The following is a 14,697-nucleotide window of genomic DNA, read 5'->3' as shown; positions in this document are numbered from 1 at the left end:
CAGGACCAAAATGACAAGTAAAATAGTCGTAATGGGATAGGCTCTAAGAAGGGATTCTGATAGCGTCCCTTCCTTCAATTTACACTCTATTTTCAATACTAAGATTGGCCTCATCAGGCCTGTTAAACGTCGCCCCGACGGGAAAATGTTTATCGCAGGGCGTCCAGCCCTGCGAGCGTCAACATTTCTGCAAACGGAGTAAGGTTAGCCAATAAGTTTAAGATTTTTTATCACTCAATCATTTAACCGTTCCAGGCCTTAACCGGCCTACAAATACGCTTATTTAGCTAACCAGTCGAGTATCCCCTGCGCGGCATGTCGGCCTTCTGCCATCGCCGTCACCACCAGATCGGCGCCGCGCACCGCATCGCCGCCGGCGAAAATTTTCGGGTTGGACGTCTGGTAACGAAACTCGCTCTCGACGCTGGCGGCAATACGTCCCCAGTTATCCACCTTCACGCCATGCGATTCCAGCCACGACATACCATGCGGATGAAAACCAAACGCCATAATGACCGCATCCGCCGGCATCACGAACTCGCTGTCCGGTACAGGTACCGGACGGCGTCGCCCCTGACCATCCGGTTCGCCAAGCCGCGTACGCAAAAAGCGAATACCGCTGACGCGCCCGTGCGTATCCAGCACCAACTCAACCGGCTGAACGTTAAATTCAAAGTTCGCGCCCTCTTCCCGCGCGTTTTTCACCTCTTTTTTCGACCCCGGCATATTGGCCTCATCACGGCGATAAGCGCAGGTGACGTTGGCAGCGCCATGACGCAGCGCCGTACGTACGCAGTCCATTGCGGTGTCACCGCCGCCCAGCACAACCACGTTAAGGCCCGCAGTATCAATAAACGGCTCGTCAGGCAACGCCGGAAGCCCCATCACCTGTTTGGTATTGGCGATGAGGAATGGCAACGCATCATATACCCCCGGCGCGTCTTCATTCGGTAAATCAGCCTTCATGGAACGGTAGGTTCCTACCCCGACAAAGACGGCGTCATAACTCTCCAGCAGCGTCTCCAGAGAAATATCTTTCCCTACTTCGCAGTTAAGCTCGAAACGAATCCCCATCGCGCTGAAGATTTCCCGACGGCGCGCCAGCAGAGATTTATCCAGTTTGAAAGCCGGAATACCAAAGGTGAGCAAACCGCCGATTTCCGGGTGGCGATCGTAGACGGTGGCGCTTACGCCATGGCGCGCCAGCACGTCAGCGCAGGCAAGACCTGCCGGCCCCGCGCCGATAATCGCCACGCGCTTATCGCTCTTCTGTACGTCCGACAGGTCGGGACGCCAGCCTTTGCTCAGAGCGCGATCGGAGATATAGCGCTCAATGTTGCCGATGGTAACCGCGCCATACTCATCGCGGAGTGTACACGCGCCTTCGCATAGCCGGTCCTGCGGACAGACGCGCCCGGTAATTTCCGGCAGGCAGTTGGTCTGGTGGGAAAGCTCTACCGCCGCATCAATATCGCCGGCTTTCACCAGTTCGATCCACTGGGGAATATGGTTATGCAGAGGACAGGTCCATTCGCAGATACTGTGTTCCCCGCATGTGAGGCAGCGGGACGCTTCACGCTCGGCCTGCGCGGCGCGAAACGGCAGATAAATTTCCTCAAAGGTGGTTTTACGCGCTTCAATCGCCAGTTTATCCGGTTCGCCGCGTGGCGGCGTCGCCTGCATACGCTCGACTTTGCTGCTTGCTGTCCCACTGTGTTGTGTATCCACGGTATGCCAGGGGCGAATCTCCTGCCGGGCGGTACGCAGCCGTCGCGTTTTAGCCAGACGGGTCAACGAGTCTTCGGTGACCAGTTGCAGCGCATCCGCCGGGCAATTTTCCACGCAGGCCGGACCCTGTTCACGTCCCTGACACAGATCGCATTTATGCGCGCTGGCTTTGAACTGGTTTGGCGCGACGGGCGTCAATACCATCTGCATGGTGCCGAATGGGCAGGCGACGACGCAGGATTTACAGCCGATGCACTTCTGCGCATTGACCTGCACGCTGTTGTTAATATGCGCGATCGCGCCGTTCGGACAGCTACGGGCGCAGGGCGCATCTTCGCAATGGTGACATGTGACCGCGCTGCGCTGGTGCTGATGTTTGATGACAGTAATTCGGGGCTGATAGCGCTGTGACGTCAGGACATGTCGCTCATCATTGTGAGCCATTACGCAGGCGACCTCGCAGGCATGGCAGCCCAGACACTGCTGGCTATTGGCCATAATAAAACGATTCATGGCATCCTTCTGTTTTGGTTGTAAAAACCTTATTCTTTATATGAGCATTGTTATTAACTGACGAAGGCGGGGTCGGCAATGTTCATCTGCCCAGGAAGCACAACTATCTGTCCAGAACCTGTGGCAGATCAATTTATTTCAAAGCAAATGCAATTGCGATTCAGCTAAATGCGGGGAGTGCCAGCGTGACGGTTAAACGCCCGGTCTCAGCCAGTCTGGCTAAGGCTTTTTTCTATATTGTGCTGTTGTCTATTCTGTCCACCGGCAGCGCATTACTGACGCTGACCAGCAGTTTACGGGATGCCGAAGCGATCAATATCGCCGGTTCGCTACGAATGCAGAGCTATCGGCTGGGTTACGATCTGCAAAGCCGTAGCCCGCAGATTAATGCGCATCGTCAACTTTTCCAGCACGCGCTCAACTCGCCGGTACTGCAAAATCTCAACGCCTGGTATGTGCCGCAGGCGGTGAAAACTCGCTACGCGCGCCTGCACGCCAACTGGCTGGAGATGAATAGCCGCCTACAGGACGGCGACATTGCCTGGTATCAGATCAATATCAACAATTACGTCGATCAAATTGATCTCTTCGTTCTGGCGTTACAGCATTACGCCGAGCGTAAAGTCATGCTGGTCGTCGCCATATCGCTGGCGGGCGGTATCGGCATATTTACGCTGGTCTTTTTTACCCTACGGCGTATTCGCCAGCAGGTCGTTCGCCCGCTGAATCAACTGGTCACCGCCAGTCAGCGTATTGAACATGGTCAGTTCGCCCCGCTGCCGCTGGATACCAGCTTACCCAATGAGCTGGGATTATTGGCGAAAACGTTTAGTCAGATGTCGAGCGAGCTGCATAAACTTTACCGTTCGCTGGAAGCCTCGGTGGAAGAAAAAACGCACGATCTGCACGAAGCGCATCGCCGCCTGGAGGTGTTATACCAGTGCTCCCAGGCGCTGAATACCAGCCAAATCGATGTCCACTGTTTTCGCCATATTTTGCAAATTGTCCGTGAACATGACGCCGCCTGGTATCTGGAGTTAACCGTGGGCGATAACTGGCGGATTAGCGAAGGCACGCAAAGCCCCGACCTGCCGATGCAAATGCTGCCAGTGACGATGCAGGACACGGTCTATGGCGAACTCCACTGGCAAAGCCCCAACGTTAATGCCTCTACGCCGCTGCTGAACAGCGTCTCCACGATGCTGGGGCGTGGTTTGTACTTTAATCAGGCGCAAAAACACTTTCAGCAACTTTTGTTAATGGAAGAGCGCGCGACAATTGCCCGTGAGCTACACGATTCGCTGGCGCAGGTACTTTCTTATTTACGTATTCAGTTAACGCTTTTGAAGCGCGCCATTCCAGAAGATAACGCCGGCGCGCAAAGCATCATGGCGGATTTTTCCAGAGCGCTGAACGACGCCTACCGTCAGCTTCGCGAGCTACTCACCACGTTCCGTCTGACGTTACAGCAGGCCGATTTACCCTCCGCATTGCATGAGATGCTGGAAGATTTACAGAGTCAGACCCCAGCCAAACTCACGTTGGATTGCCGTTTACCCACGCTGGCACTGGATGCGCAAATGCAGGTGCATTTGTTGCAAATTGTGCGTGAAGCGGTCCTGAACGCCATTAAACACGCCAACGCGAGCGAAATCGCCGTGAGCTGCGTCACCGCGCCTGACGGCGATCATACTGTTTATATTCGCGATAATGGCATTGGTATCGGCGAACCGCATGAGCCTGCCGGACACTATGGTCTGAATATAATGCGTGAGCGCGCGGAGCGCCTTGGCGGCACGCTGAATTTTTCGCAACCCTCCGGCGGCGGCACACTGGTCAGTATCAGTTTTCGCTCCTCCAACAAGGAAGAGAGTCAGTTAACGTAAAGAACGGCAAATCGCCGGAAGGCCAGATGTCAGGCTTTCCGGCGTTGGCACAAAAAGTATGCTGTAAAAGCGCATGATAATTTACATTATCTCCTTTATTTCTCCACGTTTGGCTCGTAGCTTGCCGCTACAGTGAAGCAGTTCAAATCTATAACGATATGTAGAAACACGAGGTTCCCCTTTAATGGCGAATTTTTTTATCGATCGCCCCATTTTTGCCTGGGTGCTGGCTATCCTGTTGTGTCTGACAGGGGCGTTAGCCATTTTTTCTTTACCTGTTGAACAATATCCCGATCTGGCGCCGCCCAACGTACGTATTACCGCGAATTATCCGGGAGCGTCGGCGCAAACGCTGGAAAATACCGTAACCCAGGTTATTGAGCAGAATATGACGGGCCTCGATAATCTGATGTACATGTCATCACAAAGCAGCGGAACCGGACAGGCGACCATCACCCTGAGCTTTATTGCGGGAACCGATCCTGATGAGGCGGTTCAGCAGGTGCAAAACCAGTTACAGTCCGCGATGCGTAAACTGCCGCAGGCGGTACAGGATCAAGGCGTCACGGTACGCAAAACGGGCGATACCAATATTTTGACCATCGCTTTCGTCTCTACCGACGGTTCTATGGACAAGCAGGATATCGCCGACTACGTCGCCAGTAATATTCAGGACCCGCTCAGCCGCGTCAACGGCGTGGGCGATATTGACGCTTATGGTTCACAGTACTCTATGCGTATCTGGCTCGATCCGGCCAAATTGAATAGTTTTCAGATGACCACGAAAGACGTGACCGATGCAATTGAGTCGCAGAATGCGCAAATCGCCGTCGGGCAGCTTGGCGGTACGCCTTCGGTCGACAAGCAGGCGCTGAACGCCACCATTAATGCGCAGTCACTGCTGCAAACGCCGCAACAATTTCGCGATATCACCCTGCGCGTTAATCAGGACGGTTCCGAGGTCAAACTGGGCGATGTCGCCACCGTGGAGCTGGGGGCGGAAAAGTATGACTACCTCAGCCGTTTTAACGGCAATCCGGCTTCCGGTCTTGGGGTTAAGCTGGCTTCCGGCGCGAATGAAATGGCGACCGCGAAGCTGGTGCTGGATCGCCTCAACGAGCTGGCGCAGTACTTCCCTCACGGCCTGGAATACAAGATCGCGTATGAAACCACCTCCTTTGTTAAAGCCTCGATTATCGATGTGGTCAAAACGTTGCTGGAGGCTATCGCGCTGGTTTTCCTGGTGATGTACCTGTTCCTGCAAAACTTTCGCGCCACGCTGATTCCGACGATCGCCGTGCCGGTGGTATTAATGGGCACCTTCTCCGTGCTTTACGCGTTTGGCTACAGTATTAACACATTAACCATGTTCGCGATGGTGCTGGCGATCGGGCTCCTGGTCGACGATGCCATCGTGGTGGTGGAAAACGTCGAACGTATCATGAGCGAAGAAGGGCTCACGCCGCGTGAAGCGACGCGCAAATCCATGGGGCAGATCCAGGGGGCGCTGGTCGGTATTGCGATGGTGCTGTCTGCGGTATTCGTGCCGATGGCGTTCTTTGGCGGTACCACCGGGGCGATTTATCGTCAGTTTTCTATCACCATTGTCTCGGCAATGGTGCTGTCGGTGCTGGTCGCCATGATCCTGACGCCGGCGCTGTGCGCAACGTTATTAAAACCGTTGCACAAAGGCGAACAACACGGGCAACGCGGATTTTTCGGCTGGTTTAACCGTACTTTCAATCGTAATGCCGAACGTTATGAGAAAGGCGTAGCGAAAATTTTGCATCGCAGCCTGCGCTGGATTCTGATTTATGTTCTGTTGCTTGGCGGCATGGTGTTCCTGTTTCTGCGCCTCCCCACCTCCTTTCTGCCGCAAGAAGATCGGGGCATGTTCACTACGTCTATCCAGCTACCGAGCGGCTCTACGCAACAGCAGACCCTGAAAGTCGTTGAAAAGGTTGAAAACTATTACTTCACCCATGAGAAAGACAACATTATGTCGGTCTTCTCGACGGTAGGTTCCGGCCCTGGCGGGAATGGGCAAAACGTCGCGCGCATGTTTGTTCGCTTGAAAGACTGGGACGCGCGCGATCCCACCACCGGCTCCTCGTTCGCCATTATTGAGCGGGCGACAAAAGCGTTTAACCAGATTAAAGAAGCTCGCGTCTTCGCCAGCAGCCCGCCGGCAATTAGCGGTCTGGGCAGCTCCGCCGGTTTTGATATGGAATTACAGGATCACGCCGGAGCAGGCCATGACGCGCTGATGGCCGCACGAGATCAACTCATTGAGCTGGCCGGGAAAAACAGTTCCTTGACCCGCGTGCGCCACAACGGCCTGGACGACAGCCCGCAACTGCAAATTGATATTGACCAACGAAAAGCGCAGGCGCTGGGCGTATCGATTGACGATATCAACGACACCCTGCAAACAGCCTGGGGATCGAGCTACGTCAACGACTTTATGGACCGGGGCCGCGTGAAGAAGGTCTATGTTCAGGCCGCGGCGAAATATCGTATGTTGCCGGATGATATTAATCTTTGGTATGTCCGTAACAAAGACGGCGGCATGGTCCCCTTCTCCGCCTTCGCCACCTCGCGCTGGGAAACCGGATCGCCGCGTCTGGAACGCTATAACGGCTATTCGGCGGTAGAAATTGTCGGAGAGGCCGCGCCGGGGGTCAGTACCGGGACGGCGATGGATGTCATGGAGTCGTTGGTGCATCAGCTACCGGGCGGTTTTGGCCTGGAATGGACAGCCATGTCTTACCAGGAACGGCTCTCCGGCGCGCAGGCGCCTGCGCTGTACGCTATTTCGCTATTAGTCGTCTTCCTGTGTCTGGCGGCATTGTATGAAAGCTGGTCGGTGCCCTTCTCGGTGATGCTGGTTGTGCCGCTCGGCGTCATTGGCGCGCTACTCGCTACCTGGATGCGCGGGCTGGAAAACGATGTTTACTTCCAGGTGGGGCTGTTGACCGTTATCGGCCTCTCGGCGAAAAACGCGATTCTGATTGTGGAATTCGCTAACGAAATGAATCAGAAGGGACACGCGCTGTTAGACGCCACGCTGTACGCCAGCCGCCAGCGCCTGCGACCGATACTGATGACTTCGCTGGCGTTTATCTTTGGCGTATTGCCGATGGCCACCAGCACCGGGGCAGGCTCGGGTAGCCAACATGCTGTCGGAACCGGCGTGATGGGGGGAATGATCTCAGCAACCATTCTGGCTATCTTCTTTGTACCCCTGTTTTTCGTGCTGATACGTCGCCGCTTCCCGCTGAAGCCGCGCCCGGAATAAGCTCCCGGCCAGCCTGATACGAGGTGTCGGGCACAAAAAAGGCGACTTTCGTTGAGTCGCCTTTTCTTATCCCCTATGGGAGCGCGGTGCCTTCCAGGCATTTATTTACGAAGCATGACTTCGATAAAATCTTTCCAGTTCCCCAGTTCACGTTCAATCATAATAGCCTCTCTTATTATTATGGGTATTCTACGTAGTTAGCGGTATAGAGAGAAGTTCATTTAACCGATTGTTGCGATATCCTCTGGTTACGCTGTCTATGATATTACTATGGCGCTGTAGCCGTAAATTTTATGTGACTTACTGCAATATTTAGCAACATTAATACCTTTTCTACTACTTTATCAAATCGGGTTAAAAAACAATCAATTGCATGTGCGCAAAATAGGATTTGTCCCGCGAATTATAAACAAGCCACATTTGGAACGTTTTGGAATCATTATTCACATTCACTCAACAATGTTATATTGATTGCCGATCAGCGCTGGATAAATAACCATTAACAGCCACACTTATTATCCCGCAGACGATACTATTGATTATTTATTCGAATTTCGCGTTAAAGGATTCAATATGATTACCCTCTATGGCATTAAGAATTGCGACACGATCAAAAAAGCGCGCCGTTGGCTGGAGGAGCATGGCATTGATTATCGTTTTCACGATTACCGTGTGGATGGCATAGACCTCCCTCTTCTTAATACCTTTATTGCCGAACTCGGCTGGCAGCCTTTACTGAATACGCGCGGCACAACATGGCGCAAACTGGATGGAGGCGACCGCAGCGGGATTACCGATGCCGACTCCGCCGCTGCTCTCATGGTTGAACAGCCGGCAATCATCAAACGCCCATTGCTCTGCGCGCCCGGGAAGCCTATGCTGCTTGGTTTCAGTGAATCCCGTTATCAGCAGTTTTTTGATGAGGTGTAGTCTATGTCGTGCCCGGTTATTGAGCTGACACAGCAACTTATTCGTCGCCCCTCCCTGAGTCCGGATGACGCAGGCTGTCAGGCATTAATGATTGAACGCCTGCGTAAAATCGGTTTTACCATTGAGCATATGGATTTTGGCGACACGCAAAATTTTTGGGCATGGCGTGGGCGTGGCGAAACGCTGGCGTTCGCCGGGCATACTGACGTCGTACCGGCTGGCGATGTCGATCGCTGGATCAATCCGCCGTTTGAACCTACGATTCGCGACGGAATGTTGTTCGGTCGCGGCGCGGCGGATATGAAAGGTTCACTGGCGGCCATGGTGGTGGCTGCTGAACGTTTTGTTGCGCAGCATCCTCATCACCGGGGCCGTCTCGCATTTTTGATTACCTCTGATGAGGAAGCCAGCGCAAAAAATGGCACCGTAAAGGTGGTTGAAGCGCTGATGGCCCGTAACGAGCGGCTGGATTACTGTCTGGTCGGCGAACCTTCCAGTACTGAAATTGTGGGCGATGTCGTCAAAAACGGGCGTCGCGGTTCTCTCACCTGTAACCTCACTATTCATGGCGTTCAGGGGCACGTCGCCTATCCGCATCTGGCGGATAACCCTGTTCATCGCGCCGCGCCTTTTCTTAATGAACTGGTCGCTATCGAGTGGGATCGGGGCAATGACTTTTTCCCGGCCACCAGTATGCAGGTAGCCAATATCCAAGCAGGCACCGGCAGCAATAATGTCATTCCCGGTGAACTGTTCGTGCAGTTTAACTTCCGTTTCAGCACGGAACTGACCGATGAGATGATCAAAGAGCGGGTACATGCGCTGCTTGAGAAGCATCAGCTACGCTATACCGTAGACTGGTGGCTTTCCGGCCAGCCGTTCCTGACCGCACGCGGCAAGCTGGTGGACGCGGTGGTAAACGCCATTGAGCACTATAATGAAATTAAACCGCAATTACTGACGACGGGCGGTACGTCCGACGGACGTTTTATCGCCCGTATGGGAGCGCAGGTGGTAGAACTGGGGCCGGTGAACGCCACCATTCATAAAATTAATGAATGTGTGAATGCCGCCGATCTCCAGCTACTGGCCCGTATGTATCAACGTATTATGGAACAGCTCGTCGCCTGATGAGCGTTCCTGTAAGAGGAAATAAGCATGGACTGGCTGGCAAAATATTGGTGGATTCTGGTATTGGTGTTTCTGGTAGGCGTACTGCTGAATGTGATCAAAGATCTCAAACGCATCGACCATAAGAAATTCCTTGCCAATAAACCTGAGCTGCCCCCGCATCGCGATTTTAACGATAAGTGGGACGATGAAGAAGACTGGCCGAAGAAAGATCAGCCGAAAAAGTAACCGGATAACATGCCGGACAGGTATCGCTATCCGGCATGGTCCCCACCGCCGGGCATTACGTCGCGCAAACGCTGCGTTCGTCCGGCATCCAGCGCAATCAGCGCCTGCGCCGTCTGCACACGCTGCAACGCCAGCAGAGCTTTACGGCCTGAAATGCGTAGCCGGGCGCACAGTTCGGCATCGCTGGCTTTTTCTTCCAGCCGCCCTCTCAGCGCCGGTAATGGCAATGCGCTGTATTGCAGTAAACGATGCAGGCAACCTAACGATGTCAGTAGCGGGCGGTGCGCGAACGCAAAACCGACCAGCTCACGCCAGTCTTCATCATTAAGCGCCTGTTCATCTAACGCCGCCAGCGGTATCGCCTCGCCGTTCCACTGCGTCAGGATATCCGCATCGCGGCGCAAACGTCGGTGTTCCTGCTGCGCCAGCCGTTTTCCCGCGTCGCTCAGCGGCAATAACGCCATCGCCGTATAGCAACCGCTGCTCGCCTCCCGATGGTTGCCCATCCGTACCAGTACAAAGCCGCAGCGTTGCCAGAAACGCCACAGCTCCGGCGTATAGCCGAAGCTGACGGAAAGATAATCACACTGCGCCGCCTGCATGCACGCGCAGGCAATCAACTGCTGACCGATGCCTTCGCGCTGGCGGGCGGGGTGCACCGCGATACGGCTTACGCGACGCCCGACCAGCGTGGCGGCTAAAGGGTCGCTACCGTGCGCCGCCAGCGACTGCGCCACCAGATTTCCACGCGGACGCCGGAAACCGGCCCATACAGCCTGACTGAGTTCTGCGGATAGCCCGCCCTCTTCGACCAGCCAGAGGGCGCCCGCCACACGGTTATTCGCCGTAGCCTGCAAAAAATGCTGCCCTGGCGCATCCATCATTCGGCGCAGATCCAGCGGCGAAGTACGATAGTGCGCCCCCGACAGTAACTGATACACAGCCCTCGGCAACGCGGGCGTCTCCCCCCAGGCCTGTTGGTAAAACGCCGAGATTGCTATCGCGCCATGTGGCGCCTGCGCAAACGCTTCATCGTCGAATATCAGCGCCTCGCTGACGATATTTTCCAGCGGGCATTCTGGCGCCCAGCGGACAGGCTGACGAAGCGTGAAGCGGTGAAGCTGCGGAAAACGGGCGCAAAACTTAAGTAAAAAACCGCGTCCGGTGCCTTCGTAGCCCTGAACGGTGGTGGTGAGTAGTATGCGGGGAAAGCGCGAAACCAGTTGCAGCAGCAGCGGCGAGGGGATTGCCGCCGCCTCGTCAACTACCAGCCAGTCGGCTCTTGCCCCGCTCGCCAGCAACGCATCCGGCGCCATAAAGCAGAACCGCTCACCGGCAAACGCTGCCAGGATATCCGTTGCCGTTTTCGCCGGTGCGGTCACGATAGCCGTGCCCGCCATCCGGGAGATGAATTGCCCGGCCAGCGCCGATTTGCCGCGCCCACGGGGGGCAATCACCGTCGCCACGCCGGGCGGCATTTCACGTAAACGCGATAAGATAGCCGCCTGCTCCGGCTGCGGCTCGCCGGTGGCGGGTCGCCAGCGTTCACGGGAAGGATAAGATGGCCAGCAAAACGGCTGGCGCTGTCGCCAAAGCAGCGTTTGCGGATCGCGGGAGAGAGTCCGTTTAAGATGCTGTGCAAACTGCGGTGTGGGGATAGGCTGCGCGCAGTCGCTCCAGCGCAGTGAATCGGTATCAGGCCTGCTTTCCCACGTCTCATACGGCGGCATCAGCAGAAGCAGCCAGCTTCCGGCCTGCAAGGTCCCGCTCAGGGCGGCAAACGCTGCGGCGTCAAAGCCCTGCCAGGCATCAAATATCGCATGACGAAATTCACGGCCCAGCAGCGTTTGTAACGCCTGTGGCGTACAGCGCGGCTGCGCGGGCGCGTCAGGCGCAACCCACAGCCAGTCACCGGGCAGCGCAGCGCGTATCGCCTCGGCCCGCTCCCGGCACCACGCCGCATCGCCGCTGATGACCAGTAAACGGCGAATGCCTTCCTGTGTCATTTGCGACGTTAACGCCTGTAGCGCATCGATATCAGACATCCCTGCCCCGGTTTATCAAAAGTTTTTGCCAAACGTATTACATTGCGCCGGGTCACCGCTGTCAAATCCACGCTTAAACCAGCTGTAGCGCTGTTCTGAGGTGCCGTGGGTAAAACTATCCGGCACGACGCGCCCCTGCCCCTGCTGCTGTAAGCGATCGTCGCCGATAGCCTGTGCGGCATTGAGCGCCTCTTCCAGATCGCCCGCCTCCAGTACGCCTTGCTGCTGCATACTGTGTCCCCACACGCCGGCAAAGCAATCCGCCTGTAGCTCCATGCGCACCGAAAGGCGATTCACCTCCGTTTGCGACGCGTTTTGCTGTAACTGGCGTACTTTCGGCTCAATACCTAACAGTTTTTGTACGTGGTGGCCGACTTCGTGGGCGATGACATAACCCTGGGCAAAATCACCGTCCGCGCCCAGCTTATTTTTCATATCATCGTAAAATGAGAGATCGATATAGACGGTGCCGTCCGCCGGGCAGTAAAACGGCCCCATCACGGACTGACCCGCACCACAGCCGGTGCGCGTCATACCACGGTACATCACCAGTTTTGGCTGCTGATAGCCGCGCCCCATTTTTTGAAAGAGTTGCCCCCAGGTATCTTCGGTCGTCGCCAGAATCACCGAGGTAAATTTTGCCGCTTCATCATCATTGGGGCTTATCGAACGCGTCGACTGCTGCTGCGAAATCGGCTGACCGGTCAACAGACCGGTTAAATCCACCCCATAGTACCCCGCGACCAACACCACCACCAACAGAATGATGCCGCCTTTTCCGCGCGGAAGACGAAAGCCAGGGCCACCCAGAGAGGGGCCGCCTGGCCGATTACGTCTGTCCTCTACATTGTTACTTTCACGACGCCCTTGCCAGCGCATAATCACCTCATTCTCTCTTTGTTATACAGATGATCGTAGGCGGTCAGGCGCAGGATTACCACAGGTAAACGCTATCAGAATGAGGAAAGGATGATACCGGAGAGCGGTTGCCCCCCGGTCAGAAGCGGAATTAATCTAATTTCACGCCCAGGCGATGCGCGACGGCTTCATAGGCTTCAATCAGACCGCCCAGACTCTGGCGGAAGCGGTCTTTGTCCATTTTGTCCAGCGTCTCTTTATCCCACAGGCGGCTACCGTCCGGCGAAAACTCATCGCCCAGCACCACTTCGCCTTTATACAGGCCAAACTCCAGTTTGAAATCCACCAGGATAAGGCCCGCGTCATCAAACAGTTTTTTCAGTACGTCGTTGGCTTTGTAGGTTAGCTCTTTCATACGCGCCAGATTTTCCTGACTTACCCAACCGAACGTTTCACAGTAGGAACTATTCACCATCGGGTCGTGCAGCGCGTCGTTTTTCAGGAACAGATCGAATATCGGCGGGTTAAGCTCCATGCCTTCTTCCACGCCCAAACGCTTGACCAGCGACCCAGCCGCACGGTTGCGCACCACACATTCAACCGGCACCATCTCCAGCTTCTTCACCAGACACTCGGTATCAGACAGCAAACGTTCCATCTGGGTCGGGATGCCCGCCTCGGCCAGTTTGGTCATAATGAAATGGTTGAATTTGTTATTTACCATGCCTTTGCGATCAAACTGTTCAATGCGCGCGCCATCCCCTGCTGACGTATCATTGCGGAATTCGAGCACCAACAGGTCCGGGTTTTCCGTGCTGTATACGGTTTTCGCTTTACCACGATACAACTCAGCTTGCTTTTGCATCTTTAACACTCCTGGGTGTGAATTAACGATAAGTATTCATTTCCTGCTACGCCTGCCGGAGACGTCGGCCTGTAATTGTGGTGCGAAATAGCGGTTAAATCGCGTTTTTGTACCAACGCACACGTTTGCGTATCTTATCAGAAAAAAGGGCCGGATTACTCCAGCCCTGTTAAATTACTTGTTGAACGCTGCCTGGAAGACGGCAACCAGCGCGTCGTTCTGGCTTTGCGTCAGAGTATGCCCCTTAGGATCGATAAACTGCAAGCTGCTGCGGTTATCTAAATCGCCGACCTGCAATTTATAGTCTCCGGATGCCAGGCCCGGGTCGCTAGCGCCCAGATCCCGCCAGTCGCTGTCAGACAACGGTTTGTACGTTACCGCCATGCTGCCCTGAGAGCGAGTGCTGTCGGTGACTTTCATGCCCACTTTTTCCAACGCGGCCGGGAGGCGTTGCCACACGAGGTTGAACGGACCGCGTACGACCAGCATAGGTAAACCGGTATCATCAGCGGCGCTCTGCACATCCATCGTTGCGGCGGAACGGTTCTGCGCGGCATTTGCCGCATCCGTAGCGGTCTTATCCAGACCGGCGGAAATGACGTTCATCATTTCCGTGCTATAGCGCTGCAGCGACGCCGCGTCAGCGACCGGCTTGCCAGCCTGTTCCAGATTAACCAGTTTTACCGTTACCGCCTGCTGATAGCCCTGCGGCTTCACCGAGATTTGATAACGTCCGCGATACTGTTCGTCTTCATCCAGGCGGTTCCAGTTCACCCAATCGGTCGTCAGGGTCTGGCTGGCATCGTCACGTTTTTCAATCGGATAATTTTTCGCCTGAATCACGCTGACGACTTGCGGCCACAGCGTGCTGCTCCGGCCATTCTCCACCAATAGCGTAGCGGTATCGCCAGAGAACTGGGTACGCGCGCCGCTCACTAACGCTAACGGCTGCGCTGGCGGACGGATATCCAACGCCTTACCAACCGCGCCGCTCCCCTTCGTGACCGGAATAACGTAGTCGCCGGTCGTTATCGGCAGGATCATTCCTGCCGGGGCGTGAAGTTCAGCAAGCGGCGCGGCATCCAGATAGGATTCATCGCCGCTTACCTGGCGCTTGTAGCGCGAATCGGAACTACAGGCAGCGAGCAGCAAAACAAGCGAAACACCCGCAACCTTCGCCAGGCGCGACTTTTGTACTGAGTAAGCCATCAAATC

General features: G+C 55.2%; 11 protein-coding genes. 5 read left to right on the top strand and 6 right to left on the bottom strand.

What is annotated here, in order from left to right:
* Window positions 1-279 precede the first annotated feature (279 nt).
* A complete protein-coding gene (gene aegA, locus LDB27_RS06235) occupies window positions 280-2,241 on the bottom strand; it encodes a formate-dependent uric acid utilization protein AegA (RefSeq protein WP_001078949.1) in 1,962 nt (653 codons plus the stop codon).
* A 185-nt stretch (window positions 2,242-2,426) separates the two neighbouring features.
* On the opposite strand from aegA, the gene narQ reads away from it, so the two are divergent.
* Both narQ and acrD read left to right on the top strand, forming a co-directional pair.
* Complete coding sequence (gene narQ / locus LDB27_RS06230; protein ID WP_000216809.1) at window positions 2,427-4,127, top strand: nitrate/nitrite two-component system sensor histidine kinase NarQ; 1,701 nt, start codon at window positions 2,427-2,429, stop codon at window positions 4,125-4,127.
* Window positions 4,128-4,311: 184 nt separating this feature from the next.
* Window positions 4,312-7,425: a multidrug efflux RND transporter permease AcrD gene (acrD, locus tag LDB27_RS06225; protein WP_001263076.1), complete on the top strand. Its 3,114-nt coding sequence runs from the start codon at window positions 4,312-4,314 to the stop codon at window positions 7,423-7,425.
* Between the two features lie 101 nt (window positions 7,426-7,526).
* Here the strand turns inward: acrD and ypfM are convergent, their stop codons facing one another.
* A complete protein-coding gene (ypfM, locus tag LDB27_RS06220; protein ID WP_001386977.1) occupies window positions 7,527-7,586 on the bottom strand; it encodes a protein YpfM in 60 nt (19 codons plus the stop codon).
* A gap of 412 nt (window positions 7,587-7,998) precedes the next feature.
* On the opposite strand from ypfM, the gene LDB27_RS06215 reads away from it, so the two are divergent.
* The 3 genes from LDB27_RS06215 to LDB27_RS06205 are packed head-to-tail and all read left to right on the top strand — an operon-like array spanning window position 7,999 to window position 9,714.
* Window positions 7,999-8,355 carry an ArsC family reductase gene (locus tag LDB27_RS06215; RefSeq protein WP_000631927.1) on the top strand — a complete coding sequence of 119 codons (357 nt, stop codon included), beginning with the start codon at window positions 7,999-8,001 and terminating at the stop codon, window positions 8,353-8,355.
* 3 nt (window positions 8,356-8,358) lie between these two features.
* Window positions 8,359-9,486, top strand: a complete 1,128-nt coding sequence (gene dapE / locus LDB27_RS06210) for a succinyl-diaminopimelate desuccinylase (RefSeq protein WP_001277825.1) — start codon at window positions 8,359-8,361, stop codon at window positions 9,484-9,486.
* 27 nt (window positions 9,487-9,513) lie between these two features.
* The gene (locus tag LDB27_RS06205) at window positions 9,514-9,714 is read left to right on the top strand and encodes a YpfN family protein (RefSeq protein WP_000383842.1); all 201 of its coding nucleotides are present in this window, start codon (window positions 9,514-9,516) and stop codon (window positions 9,712-9,714) included.
* 26 nt (window positions 9,715-9,740) lie between these two features.
* On the opposite strand, the gene tmcA is transcribed toward LDB27_RS06205, so the two are convergent.
* The 4 genes from tmcA to bamC form a co-directional block, all read right to left on the bottom strand.
* A complete protein-coding gene (gene tmcA, locus LDB27_RS06200) occupies window positions 9,741-11,759 on the bottom strand; it encodes a tRNA cytosine(34) acetyltransferase TmcA (RefSeq protein WP_001279825.1) in 2,019 nt (672 codons plus the stop codon).
* 15 nt (window positions 11,760-11,774) lie between these two features.
* Window positions 11,775-12,638 carry a neutral zinc metallopeptidase gene (locus LDB27_RS06195; protein ID WP_001267519.1) on the bottom strand — a complete coding sequence of 288 codons (864 nt, stop codon included), beginning with the start codon at window positions 12,636-12,638 and terminating at the stop codon, window positions 11,775-11,777.
* A 130-nt stretch (window positions 12,639-12,768) separates the two neighbouring features.
* Window positions 12,769-13,482 carry a phosphoribosylaminoimidazolesuccinocarboxamide synthase gene (gene purC, locus LDB27_RS06190; RefSeq protein ID WP_001171630.1) on the bottom strand — a complete coding sequence of 238 codons (714 nt, stop codon included), beginning with the start codon at window positions 13,480-13,482 and terminating at the stop codon, window positions 12,769-12,771.
* Window positions 13,483-13,656: 174 nt separating this feature from the next.
* A complete protein-coding gene (gene bamC, locus LDB27_RS06185; protein WP_000331877.1) occupies window positions 13,657-14,691 on the bottom strand; it encodes an outer membrane protein assembly factor BamC in 1,035 nt (344 codons plus the stop codon).
* Between the last annotated feature and the right edge of the window lie 6 nt (window positions 14,692-14,697).

The organism is Salmonella sp. JXY0409-18 (assembly GCF_020268625.1).
In the GTDB taxonomy this organism is placed as follows: domain Bacteria; phylum Pseudomonadota; class Gammaproteobacteria; order Enterobacterales; family Enterobacteriaceae; genus Salmonella; species Salmonella enterica.
The sequence above is the reverse complement of the archived record's forward strand: the minus strand, read 5'-3'. Positions and strand labels throughout refer to the sequence as shown.

Bases quoted from the DNA above. Each gene is read 5' to 3' on its own strand.
- aegA (WP_001078949.1), bottom strand. From the start codon at position 2,241: ATGAATCGTTTTATTATGGCCAATAGCCAGCAGTGTCTGGGCTGCCAT.
- acrD (WP_001263076.1), top strand. From the start codon at position 4,312: ATGGCGAATTTTTTTATCGATCGCCCCATTTTTGCCTGGGTGCTGGCT.
- LDB27_RS06215 (WP_000631927.1), top strand. From the start codon at position 7,999: ATGATTACCCTCTATGGCATTAAGAATTGCGACACGATCAAAAAAGCG.
- dapE (WP_001277825.1), top strand. From the start codon at position 8,359: ATGTCGTGCCCGGTTATTGAGCTGACACAGCAACTTATTCGTCGCCCC.
- LDB27_RS06205 (WP_000383842.1), top strand. From the start codon at position 9,514: ATGGACTGGCTGGCAAAATATTGGTGGATTCTGGTATTGGTGTTTCTG.
- tmcA (WP_001279825.1), bottom strand. From the start codon at position 11,759: ATGTCTGATATCGATGCGCTACAGGCGTTAACGTCGCAAATGACACAG.
- LDB27_RS06195 (WP_001267519.1), bottom strand. From the start codon at position 12,638: ATGCGCTGGCAAGGGCGTCGTGAAAGTAACAATGTAGAGGACAGACGT.
- purC (WP_001171630.1), bottom strand. From the start codon at position 13,482: ATGCAAAAGCAAGCTGAGTTGTATCGTGGTAAAGCGAAAACCGTATAC.
- bamC (WP_000331877.1), bottom strand. From the start codon at position 14,691: ATGGCTTACTCAGTACAAAAGTCGCGCCTGGCGAAGGTTGCGGGTGTT.